General features: G+C 63.8%; 10 protein-coding genes and 1 other RNA gene. 1 reads left to right on the top strand and 10 read right to left on the bottom strand.

Translation table 11 applies throughout. The annotated features are described in order from the left end of the window. Positions 1-65: 65 nt before the first annotated feature. The 10 genes from AC27E8_RS14775 to AC27E8_RS14820 all read right to left on the bottom strand — a co-directional run bounded on the left by AC27E8_RS14775 (position 66) and on the right by AC27E8_RS14820 (position 11234). A complete protein-coding gene (locus AC27E8_RS14775) occupies positions 66-620 on the bottom strand; it encodes an aldehyde dehydrogenase family protein (RefSeq protein WP_487100049.1) in 555 nt (184 codons plus the stop codon). A 220-nt stretch (positions 621-840) separates the two neighbouring features. Continuing rightward, positions 841-1211, bottom strand: a transfer-messenger RNA (tmRNA) gene (gene ssrA / locus AC27E8_RS14780). 157 nt (positions 1212-1368) lie between these two features. Then, the gene (gene smpB / locus AC27E8_RS14785) at positions 1369-1842 is read right to left on the bottom strand and encodes an SsrA-binding protein SmpB (protein WP_008341088.1); all 474 of its coding nucleotides are present in this window, start codon (positions 1840-1842) and stop codon (positions 1369-1371) included. Positions 1843-1937: 95 nt separating this feature from the next. After that, the gene (rnr, locus tag AC27E8_RS14790) at positions 1938-4649 is read right to left on the bottom strand and encodes a ribonuclease R (RefSeq protein ID WP_487100051.1); all 2712 of its coding nucleotides are present in this window, start codon (positions 4647-4649) and stop codon (positions 1938-1940) included. 137 nt (positions 4650-4786) lie between these two features. After that, positions 4787-5986 (bottom strand): MFS transporter, encoded by a 1200-nt coding sequence (locus AC27E8_RS14795; protein ID WP_487100053.1) that lies wholly within the window; start codon positions 5984-5986, stop codon positions 4787-4789. Between the two features lie 111 nt (positions 5987-6097). Next, positions 6098-6340, bottom strand: coding sequence for a preprotein translocase subunit SecG (gene secG, locus AC27E8_RS14800; protein WP_014463578.1), 243 nt, complete (start codon positions 6338-6340; stop codon positions 6098-6100). Between the two features lie 50 nt (positions 6341-6390). Continuing rightward, on the bottom strand, positions 6391-7671 hold the full coding sequence (gene eno, locus AC27E8_RS14805) for a phosphopyruvate hydratase (protein WP_487100056.1): 1281 nt from the start codon (positions 7669-7671) through the stop codon (positions 6391-6393). Between the two features lie 29 nt (positions 7672-7700). Then, on the bottom strand, positions 7701-9266 hold the full coding sequence (gpmI, locus tag AC27E8_RS14810; protein ID WP_487100058.1) for a 2,3-bisphosphoglycerate-independent phosphoglycerate mutase: 1566 nt from the start codon (positions 9264-9266) through the stop codon (positions 7701-7703). Next, on the bottom strand, positions 9263-10033 hold the full coding sequence (gene tpiA, locus AC27E8_RS14815) for a triose-phosphate isomerase (protein WP_014463575.1): 771 nt from the start codon (positions 10031-10033) through the stop codon (positions 9263-9265). The genes gpmI and tpiA overlap by 4 nt, the downstream gene beginning before the upstream one ends. 13 nt (positions 10034-10046) lie before the next feature. After that, positions 10047-11234: a phosphoglycerate kinase gene (locus AC27E8_RS14820; RefSeq protein ID WP_487100060.1), complete on the bottom strand. Its 1188-nt coding sequence runs from the start codon at positions 11232-11234 to the stop codon at positions 10047-10049. 141 nt (positions 11235-11375) lie between these two features. Here AC27E8_RS14820 and AC27E8_RS14825 point away from each other — a divergent pair, with 141 nt between their 5' ends. Next, on the top strand, positions 11376-12176 hold the full coding sequence (locus AC27E8_RS14825) for a pyrroline-5-carboxylate reductase family protein (RefSeq protein ID WP_487100062.1): 801 nt from the start codon (positions 11376-11378) through the stop codon (positions 12174-12176). The last annotated feature ends 30 nt before the right edge of the window (positions 12177-12206 follow it).

Consider the following 12206-nt stretch of genomic DNA (forward strand, 5'->3'; position numbering starts at 1 on the left):
TCAAGGAACCGCCGAGGATCCTGAAGGTAGAACCTCGGGCAAGAGGGCTGTAGACACTACGCGAGTTATCCACAGGTCCCACGAATCCGCATCGGCCATGGGTTTGTGGGACTTTGTATGACTACCAAGTGTCGAAGTCGGGACAAACACATCGGGAAATTGAACGGACTCAGAATGCCCACCACCCCGGCAGGCAGGCGCAACAGGCGATTTTCTTTTCCGGGAATCGTGGCCGGCAAGAGCCGCCCTTCCATGCGCAGCGGGTACGTCGCCGCCTCGCGGAGGAAGTTCTTCACCAATTCGAACTCAATCGCTGCCTTGATGAACGTGCCTCCGATCTCGTCCGCGACGAGCGAGATCACCTCATCTCGATAGCCCTCCCAGATCTGCAGCGCTCGCTCCATGACCGCCTGCCGTTCGAACGGACTCACCTGAGCCCAGGTCTTCTGCGCCTCCGCGGCGGCGCGATACGCCTGGTCGATGTCTTCCACCGTGGCAAGCCGAATCTCGGCGACCGTCGAGCCATCGAACGGATTCTGATCGAGATGCACGCGAGAACTGCGTCCGTCGCGCCACTCACCGGCGATGTATTGTCGTGAGAGTTGCCTGACATCCAGCATGGTGGCCTCCATTTCTCGCCGACGCGACTCGCTCGGCGATGGTTTCGAAGGCCATCGTAGAAGCGCTTTCATCATCAGACAAGAGCCCTTTCCCGCCATACGGAACACCAGCGTGCACAAGATGCCCTTGATCGAAACGCCCAAAACCAAATTCGCCGGCCCCGTCCTTCGGCGGACGGAACCGGCGAACCGCTTCCTCATGTTTCATGTGATCCATGCATGGTGGAGGCGACGGGAATCGAACCCGCGTCCGAAGACCTCGCCGCATGTACATCTACGGGCGTAGATCGTCTACTGAAGTCCCTGTGACCCGCGGACGATCACGCTGGTGCACAGGCAAGTTCGCTCATGTCTCGCGGCATCCCCGCGAACGAGGGAAGCCGCCAGCCTGCTCAGATGACGTTACGCGACGCGCGCAGGCGACGCATCACGCAACGGTCCCGCTGGATTAAGCAGCGAGAGCGAGCTTGTTTTGAGTGGTAAAGCGATTCGCTTTGCCAGTTAAATTTAGACCTGCGTGCATCACGTGGTCGCAGCCCCACGGCCCGCCGTACATGCTCGAACAGTCCCCGTCGAATCCAAAACGCCCCCGCGTTTTGGCGACAGCCGTTCGGCATGTCCTCAAGCGAATCGCCTATCGTTCAAGACCACGTCTTATTATACACCATTCCGAAGACAGATCAACCCAATTCCATCATGTCCCTGTCGATGATGCGGCCCATGAACGCTCCGCGCGTTGCAACGGTTGTCATTCGCCGCGCATGCGCGCTCGGAGGGCGCGTTGAATCTCCCGATTTGCGTCCCGCTCCTTGGCGGCTTCGCGCTTGTCATACAGCTTCTTGCCCTTCGCGAGCGCCAATTCCACCTTGGCCCACCCATCTTTAATGTAAATTTTGGTAGGCACCAAGGTGACCCCGCGCTGCCGGACCGCGCCGTACAGGTGGTTGATCTCCTTCTTGTGCAACAGGCACTTGCGAGGCCGCAGGGGATCATGATTGAACCGATTCCCCTGCTCGTACGGCGCGATGTGCATGTTGTAGATGTACACTTCGCCGTCGTCCACGCGCGCGTACGCGTCCCGCAGGCTGACCGACCCTTTGCGGATGGACTTGATCTCGGTTCCCGTCAGCACAAGCCCCGCCTCGTACGTCTCCTCGATGAAGTAGTCATGATACGCCTTCCGATTTTGCGCAATCAACCGAATCCCCTGCGATCTCGCCATCTCACGTCACTCCGATGCTCCGACGGGCGCGCGGTTGGCGGCCGTGCGTCCGGGCGCCCTGTCACCGGCCACGCGCACGGCGCTGCACTTCCGGCTCACCGTTTCCGCTTTTTGTGCGAACCGCGCTTGCCCGATTTCCCTGCTTCCGACTTTCGCTTCTTGGCCGCTTTCTCGCCTGGCCGCGATGGCCCAGTTCGACGGGTTCTCGCGCCTCGGCCGCTGCCGCCGTCCGCCTCCCAAGTCGGCCAAGTCCGGTAGCCACCGCGCCGAGTGGAAGCCGCCTCGAAGCGGCCGCCCGCTGTCCGGCCATCTGCCGACGGCTGCACGTCAAGCGCCTTGCTCCGGCCTCCCCGCTTCCGCCCTCGCCGAGTACGGGGATCCGGATACTCCTCGTCCCAGGCATCGTACGGAAGTTCGGACGGCAACATGTCGGCCAAAGCCGCTGAGCGCTCTTCTTCGCCGTCGTCCCAGTCCGACAAGCGGACGCCCGCGCGCGCCTCCCCACTTCGATCCCGCCGCGCGCGATGGCGCTTGTCGTCCCGCTCCCTCCGGCCGCTGGCGCGGGAAGCCGCCTCGCGCCTGCGGCGCTCGGTTTCTCGGCGCTCCTTCGGCGTCAGATCCTCATCATACACGATCGCGCCCGGGCCTTCACCACCGACGTACGTCGCTTCGCGCAGATGCTCCACGAGTCCGAAGTCGATGCGCAGATCCTCTTTGACCGCCCGTATCACCACGACGCGGACGGGATCGCCAATCCGAAAAACGCGCCGGGTGCGCTCGCCGATGAGCGCCATCTGGCGCTCGTGCAGGACGTAGTAATCGTCCGACAACTCGCTGATGTGGATCAGGCCCTCCACGCCATTGTCGAGCTGCACAAACAGGCCAAACGGGACGACGCCCGAGATGATGCCGTCAAACTCCTCGTCGATGTGCGCCTGCATGTACTCGACCATCTTCAACTGATCGACTTCGCGCTCCGCCTCCTGGGCAATCCGTTCGCGCTCGCTCGACTGCCGGCTCGCCTCGGCGACAAACTCGCGAAGCTCCGCCTCGCGCTTGGGAGACAGCGATCCGTGCGTCAGCACCTCGCGGATAATGCGATGGATGGCCAGGTCCGGATACCGGCGGATGGGCGAGGTGAAGTGCGTGTAGTATTCCGCCGCGAGGCCGAAGTGCCCCGTGCACTCGGGGCGATACTTCGCCTGCTGCATGGAACGCAGCATGACCATCGCAATCATCCGCGCCTCGCGCTTGCCCTCGACCTCATTCAACACTTCCTGCAGCGCGCGCGGATGAACCTTGCCCCCGGCCGAACCCTTCACATGGTAACCGAAGTTGTGAAGGAACAAATTGAGGTGGATGATCTTATCCGGGTCAGGCTCGTCGTGCACGCGGTAGATGAACGGCACGCCGAGCCAATGAAAGTGCTCGGCCACGGTTTCGTTGGCGGCGAGCATGAACTCCTCGATGATCCGCTCCGCGATGGATCGCGGGCGCGGCTCAATGGACGTGGGCTCGCCGAGATCGTTCACGCGCACCTTGATCTCGTCGAAGTCGAAGTCGATGGCCCCACGCCGCATCCGCTTCTCCCGCAGGATGAGCGCGAGCTCCCGCATCAGCTCGAACATCGGTACGAGTGGCGCGTAGCGCGCCCGCAGTTCCTCGTCACCCTCCTCGAGGATCTTGCGCACGTCGTTGTAGGTCATGCGCTCCGCCGTCCGAATCACGCTCGGCACAATCTCATGGGAGACGACACGCCCCTGTCCATCAATCTCCATCACGCACGACATCGTGAGGCGATCCACCTTCGGATTCAGCGAGCAGATGTTGTTCGACAGGCGCGGCGGCAGCATCGGGATGACGCGATCCACTAGGTACACGCTTGTCCCGCGCCGAAAGGCCTCCTTGTCGAGCGGGCTCTGTTCCTTGACGTAGTAGCCCACGTCGGCGATGTGCACACCGAGCTCGTAATGGCCGTTGGGCAGGCGTTTCACGTGTACGGCGTCGTCCAGGTCTTTGGCGTCCTCCCCGTCGATGGTCACGATGGTCTCGCTGCGAAAATCCTTCCGCCGCGCGATCTCGGCCGGATCAATCTCCAATGGGATTCGCTCGGCGTCGGCCAGCACATCCTCGGGAAACGCCTCCGGAAGGTTATACTTGCGCACAATGGCCAGGATGTCGACGCCGGGCTCATCCGGATAGCCGAGGACTTCCACCACCCGCCCCACCGGCCCGTGCGTGGCCGTGGGATACGACGTCAGCTCGACCACCACCACCTGCCCGTCGTGCGCGTTCCCGACCGCGTCCTTCGGGACAAAGACGTCCTCCGGAAACCGCTTGTCGAGGGGAGTGACGAAGGCGTGATGCGCGTAAATGGAAATTTGACCCACGATGCGGTCGTTCCCGCGCTCCAGGATTTTGACGATCTCGCCTTCGCGGTGGGCCTGCGCGCCCTTGCCGCGCTCCTCGCGCAGCCGCACAAGCACCCGGTCTCCGCTCATGGCACCGTTCAGCGCGGACTGAGGAATATAGATGTCCGCCTCCGCCTCGTTTTCGGGGATGACAAACCCGTACCCCCGCGCTTTGAGCTGAAGCCTGCCGGCGATGAAGTTCATCTGCTCCGGCAACGCGTATCGGTTGTTCTTCGTGCGAACGAGATCCCCCGCGTCCTCCATTTCGTTCAAAAGGCGGACGAATGCGCGAAAGTCCGCCGCGCTCTCTACGCCAAGCCGCTCGCACAATTCCTGGACCGTGCTCGGCCTGTATTCCTCCGAACGCATGTATTCAAGCAATCGCTCTTTCCACAAGAAGGCTTCACTCCATCGTCCATCCGCCGAGTGCACCGGATTCTGTCGCGTGCGTTGCTACTAGTATGAACCCAAACGGGCGAGATCGCCACAAAAGGAAGAAGAAAAATGCGCGGCGCGGCCAACGGGAGGTGGCGTCAGACGGCCTTCTGGCTCGGACGCTTGTGAAGGAAGAGCGAACAGACGACGAGCCCGGCGGCGAGCGCGACGAGCAGCCAGAACGAGTCCAAAAAGTTTCCGGTCGCGTCCTTGATGGCCCCCGCCAGGATAGGCACCACGCCCGAGATGAGATAGCCGCCACACTGCATCATGGCTGTCCAGCGACTCGCATCGTCTCCGCTTTTGGTTTCATCCAGCGGCAGAATGAGCAAGATGGGAAACAGTCCCCCGAGCCCTACGCCGAGTAGCGCATCCGCCAACCAAGAACTCCACGCAGGGAGTGGGAGAGCGCAGGCGACGAGCCCCACGAGCGTCAAGGACGCCGAGGCGACGAGCCAGGGTGTCCGGTTCCTCGTGCGGCCCAGGGCCATCGGCACGACAAGGCTGGCGAACATCTGAATAAGCGCAAACACGGTGAGCACCACGCCCGCGCCACTGGCCGAATACCCCGTCTCCTCCGCCCGCGGCGCGAGCCACGTCGTCGTCGAATAATAGATGCCCGATTGCAGGCCGAACGCGGCGAGCAACAGCCACGCCCTGCCCGTGCGCCAAGGCGATGGCGACGCCAGCGCATCCCGCCCACCGGCGTTCAATCCGCCTGCGTCGCGTTCGCCGCCCCCTGGCGCTGTTCGGAGCACCGGCCACCAGGCGACAAGCCCCAGCGCCGCGAGTCCCGTCCACATGCCGAGCGACGCCTGCCACGATCCAAGCGCTTGCGCCAGAGGAATGGACAGCGCGGCGCTCGCCAACGCGCCGAGGCCGATGCCCACCGAGTACAGGCCGATCACGGCAGGGGCGCAGCGGCCAAAATGATGCTTGATGAAGCCGGAGAGCAGCGGCCCACAGATGGCGATGCCGAGGCCTGCCGCAAACGCGGATGCCAAGAGCAGCCATGCCGCATGCGCAAAGAATCGCACCAGCGTCGCGATGCCCACCAGCCCGACACACGCGAAGATGGCGCGATTCATGCCTAACCTCGCCGCCACCGCACCCGTGAGCGGCGCGAAGGCGCCCATGCAAAACACGGGAATGGACGTGAGCAGGCTGACCTCCGCGGCGTTCATGTGGAGCGAGCGCTGAATGGTGAGCACCAGCGGACCGATGGACGTGATAGGCGGCCTGAGGTCCAGTGACACCACGAACACCGCCATCACCAAGAGCGAGAGCGCCTTTCCCATCCCCATGTCCTCCATTCCTCGGAGCGCAAAAAAGGAGCCCTTCTGCACCGCAGAAGAGCACCTGAGCCCCGCTTCATCTGTTGCTTCATCTGTTTTTGATGGGTCGCACGACTAGTGCACGTTGTAGTGGTACATCACCGCGATGAGCCCCGTCACCAGGAACAAGAGTATGGCGAGCACCACGGTCACGCGGGCCAGCAGGGAATCCATCCCTTTCGGGCGGCGGTTGGAAAACTGGTTGGCGCCGCCCGTGATGACGCCCGACAGGCCCGCGCTTCTCCCCGACTGGAGCAGGATGACAAGCACGAGCAAGGCACAGAGCGCCACGAGGGCAATCTTGGCCGCCAGCATCATGGTCTTGTCACCTCCGCTCCCCAAATCCCAAACTTAGTCTAGCACGGCTGTCAACCTTGCACAAACGCGCCGCGCCCCGCGTACGCCGCCGCCGCGCCCAGTTCCTCCTCGATGCGCAGCAGTTGGTTGTACTTCGCCACGCGATCCGTCCGGCTCGGCGCGCCGGTCTTGATCTGGCCGGTGTTGAGCGCCACGGCGATATCCGCGATGGTCGTGTCCTCGCTCTCGCCTGAGCGGTGGGAGATGATGGCCGTGTAGCGGTTCTTCTTGGCGAGTTCGACCGCCGCAAACGTCTCCGTCAGCGTGCCGATCTGATTGACCTTCACGAGGATGGAGTTGCCCACGCCGCGATCGATGCCCATCTTCAACCGCTCCACGTTCGTCACAAACAGGTCGTCCCCAACCAGCTGCACCTTGCCGCCGAGGGCCGCGGTGAGGTTCTTCCACCCATCCCAGTCGTCCTCCGCCAGCCCGTCCTCGATGGACAGGATGGGGTACTTCGAGAGCAGTCCCTCGTAGTAGTGGATGAGCTCGTCGGCCGATCTCGTCACGCCCTCGCCCTCGAAGTGATACTGGCCGTCCTTGTACAGCTCCGTCGAGGCGATGTCGAGCGCGATGGACGCCTGCTCGCCCGGCTTGTACCCGGCCTTTTCGATGGCCTCGACGATGACCTGAATCGCTTCCTCGTTCGTCTTCAGGTTGGGCGCAAACCCGCCTTCGTCCCCGACCGTGGTCGACAGCCCTTTATCCGCGAGCACCTTTTTCAGGCTGTGGAAGATCTCCGCGCCCATGCGCAGCGCCTCGCGGAACGTCGGCGCACCGTGAGGCACGACCATGAACTCCTGGATGTCGACCGTGTTGTCTGCGTGCTTGCCGCCATTCAGGATGTTCATCATCGGCGTCGGCAGGGTGTGCGCGTAAGTCCCACCGAGGTAGCGGTACAGCGGCAGGCCGAGCTCCGCCGCCGCAGCCTTTGCCACCGCAATCGACACGGCGAGGATGGCGTTTGCCCCGAGCTTGCCTTTGTTGGGCGTGCCGTCGAGGGAGATGAGCAGGTTGTCGATGGAAATCTGGTCCAGCGCGTCCTCGCCGATGATCTCCGGCGTGATGATCTCGTTCACGTTTTTCACGGCCTTGAGCACGCCCTTGCCCTGATAGCGGCCCTTGTCGCCATCCCGAAGCTCCACGGCCTCGTGCGCACCGGTCGACGCGCCGGACGGCACAATGGCGCGTCCCTTCGCGCCGGACTCGAGCTCTACCTCCACCTCGACCGTGGGATTGCCGCGGGAATCGAGCACCTCGCGCGCATGGACGTCAAAGATCTCGGACATCGCAATCCTCTCCTTTGCTTGGCAGGAATTCAGTGTTCAATCAAGGTCGTGCCCGTCATGGCCTGGGGCTTGGGCACGCCGAGCAGATCGAGCAGCGTCGGGGCGAGATCGGCCAACACGCCGCCCTCGCGCAGCTTCAAGCCCGGAACCGTCACAATGCACGGCACCGGATTGGTCGTGTGCGTCGTGCAAACCTCGCCCGTGTCGGGGTAGATCATCATGTCGGCGTTGCCGTGATCGGCTGTGATGATGGCGACGCCGTCCATGTCGAAGATGGCGTCCATCACGGTCTTCAGGCACTCATCGACCGCCTCGCACGCCTTGATGGCCGCGTCGAGCGAGCCGGTGTGTCCGACCATGTCCGGGTTCGCGAAGTTCAGGATCATGGTGTCGATCTCGCCCGAGCGAATGCGCTTGGCCGCCGCATCCGCCACCTCGTACGCGCTCATCTCCGGCTTCAAATCGTACGTGGCGACCTTGGGCGACGGGATGAGCACACGCTCCTCACCGGGAAACGGCTCCTCGCGCCCGCCGGAGAAGAAGAACGTGACGTGCGGGAACTTCTCCGTCTCCGCGATGCGGAGCTGCGTCAGCCCCGCCTTCGACACGACCTCCCCGTACGTCTCGGTCGGGAAGTCCGGCGGATACGCGATCTCGCTCTTCACATCGTCGCTGTACTTCGTCATCGAGACAAAGTGCACCTTTGGCGGATTGGGCCCGCGGTCGAACCCGTCGAACGCCGGATCGGTGAAGGCGAGCGATAGCTGAATGGCGCGATCCGGCCGGAAGTTGAAGAAGATCAGGCTATCCCCGTCTTCCACCGTCGCGAGCGGCTTGCCGTCCGCGCCCACGTGCACGATGGGCTTCACGAACTCGTCCGTGACGTCCGCCTCGTAGCTCGCCTGGACGGCCGCGATCACGTCCTCGCGGCGATTCCCCTCGCCGTGGACCATTGCGTCGTACGCGAGCTTGACGCGCTCCCAGCGCCTGTCGCGATCCATCGCGTAATACCGCCCCATCACCGTCGCGATGAACCCCGTCTGGAGATCGTCCATGAGCCGCTGGAGTTCGGTCAGATATCCGACGCCCGTCGTCGGCGGCGTGTCCCGCCCGTCGAGGAACGCGTGGACAGCGACGCGGGGAACCTTTCGGCCCGCGGCCATGCGCAGCAGCGCAAACAGGTGATCGATGTGGCTGTGCACGCCGCCGTCCGACACGAGGCCGCAGATGTGCAGGGTCTTCTTGCGGCGCACGGCGAGATCCATCGCGCGAACCAGGACCTCGTTCTGGAAGAAGTCGCCGTCGCGGATAGCCTTGGTGATCCGGGTCAAATCCTGATACAGGATGCGCCCCGCCCCGATGTTCGAGTGACCGACCTCGGAGTTGCCGAACTGCCCGTCCGGCAAACCGACGGCCTCGCCGGACGCCTGCAGCGTCGTGTGCGGATACGTCTCCCAGTAGTGATCGAAGTTCGGCGTCTTGGCCAGGTACACCGCGTTTCCCTCGTGGTGCGGACTTAAGCCGAAGCCGTCGAGGATGATGAGCGCGACGGGGCCTTTGCCGTTCGGGCGCGGTTTTCGCACAAACTCGGTCATGCGAGCACCTCCTTGATGGCTTCCGCCATCGCCGCGAACGACACGGGATCCAGGCTGGCGCCGCCCACGAGCGCCCCGTCGAGATCGGGCTCACGGACGAACGACGCCACATTTTCAGGCTTCACGCTGCCGCCGTACAGGATGCGAAGCCCCTCGGCAGCTTGGTCCGACCAGGTCTCCGCCACGGCCGCGCGAATCGCCCGCGCGACTTCCTGCGCGTCCTCGGGCGTGGCCGTTTTGCCGGACCCAATGGCCCAGACCGGCTCGTACGCGACGACCGCGCTCGCCACCTCGTCTGCGCTGAGACCGTCGAGCCCCTGCAGCACCTGACCCGTGACCACTTCCTTGGTCACGCCGTCCTCCTTCTGCGACGAGTTCTCGCCAACACACAGAACCGGTGTCATGCCGTTCGCCACGATGGCCTTCACCTTTTGATTGATGAACTGATCCGACTCGCCGAACAGCATCCGGCGCTCTGAGTGTCCAGCCAGGACGTATTTCGTCCCGAACTCGGCAAGCATGCCCGGGGCAATCTCGCCTGTATACGCACCTTCCTTTTCTGGAAAAACATTCTGAGCTCCCAAGCGCACCTGGGCCGGCAACATCACGCGCAGGACGTGCAAACAGGTGTACGGCGCACAAATGGCGTACTCGACCCGGCGGTCAAGCTTCTGCGACTGCTGCCCGAGGGCCTCCGCGAAAGCCCGGGCCTCCGCCACCGTCTTGTACATCTTCCAGTTGCCCATGAGAAGGGGCGTCCTCGCCATCCAAAAGACCTCCTCACTTGTCCTCAATCACGGCCACGCCGGGCAGAGTCCTGCCCTCCAAAAACTCCAGCGACGCGCCGCCGCCCGTGGAGACGTGGGTCATCTTGTCCGCCACGCCCGCCTGTTCCACGGCAGCCACCGAATCGCCGCCGCCGACGATGGTGGTGGCGTCCGCCTCCGCCATGGCCTGCGCGATGGCAAACGTCCCCTTTGCGAACGCGGGCATCTCAAACACGCCCATCGGGCCGTTCCAGATGACCGTCTTCGCGCCGAGGATCTCGTTTCGGAACATCTCCACGCTGGCCGGGCCGATGTCGAGCGCCATCTCGTCCGGCTGAAGCTCGCTTACGAGCCGCACCGTGTGCTCGGCGTCCGGCGCAAACGCCTTGGCCGCCACCACGTCCACGGGGAGCAGGAGCTTCCGGTTCGACGCGCGGGCGAGATCGAGCAGTCGACGCGCCGTCTCCTTTGCGTCCTCCTCGACGAGGGATTTGCCCATGTCGTGGCCCTCGACCGCCAAAAATGTGTTCGCCATCCCGCCGCCAATGATGAGGGCGTCCACCTTAGGCAGCAGGTTCTCCAGGACCTTGATCTTGTCCGACACCTTGGCGCCTCCGATGATCGCGACGAACGGCCGCTCCGGATTCGCGAGGGCCCTGCCCATGATGCCGACCTCCTTCTCCATGAGGAAGCCCGCCACGCAGGGTAGATATTGCGCGATCCCGGCCGTGGACGCGTGCGCGCGATGCGCCGAACCGAACGCGTCGTTCACGAAGACGTCGCCGAGATCGGCCAGCTGCCGGGCGAACGCCGGGTCATTCTTCTCCTCGCCGGGATAGAAGCGGACGTTTTCCAGGAGCAGAATGTCGCCGTCCGCAAGCGCCGACACCGCCTTCTGCGCCTCCTCACCGACGGCCTCCGGGCAAAACGACACCCGCTTGTTGGGAAGGAGCGAGGCCAGGTGATCTGCGACGGGCCGAAGGGAATACTTCGGATTCGGTTCACCCTTCGGACGCCCGAGGTGGCTCATGAGAATGACGCGAGCGCCGCGGTCCGACAGGTATGTGATGGTGGGCAGCGCCGCGCGGATGCGCGTGTCATCGGTAATGTGGTGCGCATCGTCCATAGGCACGTTGAAGTCCACGCGCACCAGGGCGCACTTGCCCCGCCACGCCACATCTTCCACGGTCTTCTTAGGCACAAAAATCCTCCCATCTCCAAGCATCGTCTCATCTCGGGTGCTGTTCCGCTTGTATTGTACCAGACGCTCCCGCGCGCGTCTAAAGGGGCAAGGGCAGGCATATACATGGCAAGAGCGAGATTGCATCGGGGGTGGCCCACCATGACCATCGGCATCATTGGGACCGGACACATGGGCGGCATGCTGGCCGCCCTGCTCGCGGAGACCGCAGGCGAGCACATCCTCGTGTTCAACCGCACGCCGGAAAAGGCTGCCCTCGTGGCTGAACGTCACCCTCACATCTCTGTCGCCAGAGGACTTTGCGAGATTGCCGAGGCGTGCGAGACGGTGGTCCTCTGCACGCGCGCCGCGGACGGAGAACAGGTGATCCGCGACATCGGCCCGCGGCTCTTGCCCAAGAGCCTGCTGCTCACCACGATTTCGACGGCCGATCTTGCCGCTTGGCAGGACCTTACCCCCGCCGTCCCGGTCAAGATGGTGCCGAGCCTCACGCAGTGGGCCAAATCGGGCGTCATCCTCGTCATCTACCCAGACGCCGCGGATCGAAGCATCAAGCGTCGAGTCGAGAAACTTCTTCGCCCCATCGGCCGGCCGTATTCCGTCGCGGACGGGCAAGTGCGCGTAGCGTCGGATCTCACGAGCTGTGGACCGGCCTTTTGGGCGCGCCTATGCCTCGCTTGGACCAACGCGGCCGTGGCCACGGGTGCGCTTCGTTCGACAGAAGCGGCCGAGCTCATCCGCGACACGGCCGTCGGGTTTGCCCGCCTGCTCGAAGCCGGTTGGTCCTTCCACGAAGTCCTGGACGCCGTTTGCGTGCCGGGCGGCGTGACGGAAGCCGGATTAGAAGCCTTTGCTGGGGCGGAAAATATCTTCGCCGATCTCCACCGCCGCACCGCTCGCGTTGCGCGCGGCCATCCACCGGAGACACCGCTTGGCAACTGAGGCCCTTCCGTTCAGGCCGAGGCCACGCCC

Source organism: Alicyclobacillus sp. CIJ1 (assembly GCF_057538885.1).

What these genes read in the sequence shown, in the direction of transcription:
- AC27E8_RS14775 (WP_487100049.1), bottom strand. Translation starts at nt 620, where the DNA reads ATGCTGGATGTCAGGCAACTCTCACGACAATACATCGCCGGTGAGTGG.
- smpB (WP_008341088.1), bottom strand. Translation starts at nt 1,842, where the DNA reads ATGGCGAGATCGCAGGGGATTCGGTTGATTGCGCAAAATCGGAAGGCG.
- AC27E8_RS14795 (WP_487100053.1), bottom strand. Translation starts at nt 5,986, where the DNA reads ATGGGAAAGGCGCTCTCGCTCTTGGTGATGGCGGTGTTCGTGGTGTCA.
- secG (WP_014463578.1), bottom strand. Translation starts at nt 6,340, where the DNA reads ATGATGCTGGCGGCCAAGATTGCCCTCGTGGCGCTCTGTGCCTTGCTC.
- eno (WP_487100056.1), bottom strand. Translation starts at nt 7,671, where the DNA reads ATGTCCGAGATCTTTGACGTCCATGCGCGCGAGGTGCTCGATTCCCGC.
- gpmI (WP_487100058.1), bottom strand. Translation starts at nt 9,266, where the DNA reads ATGACCGAGTTTGTGCGAAAACCGCGCCCGAACGGCAAAGGCCCCGTC.
- tpiA (WP_014463575.1), bottom strand. Translation starts at nt 10,033, where the DNA reads ATGGCGAGGACGCCCCTTCTCATGGGCAACTGGAAGATGTACAAGACG.
- AC27E8_RS14825 (WP_487100062.1), top strand. Translation starts at nt 11,376, where the DNA reads ATGACCATCGGCATCATTGGGACCGGACACATGGGCGGCATGCTGGCC.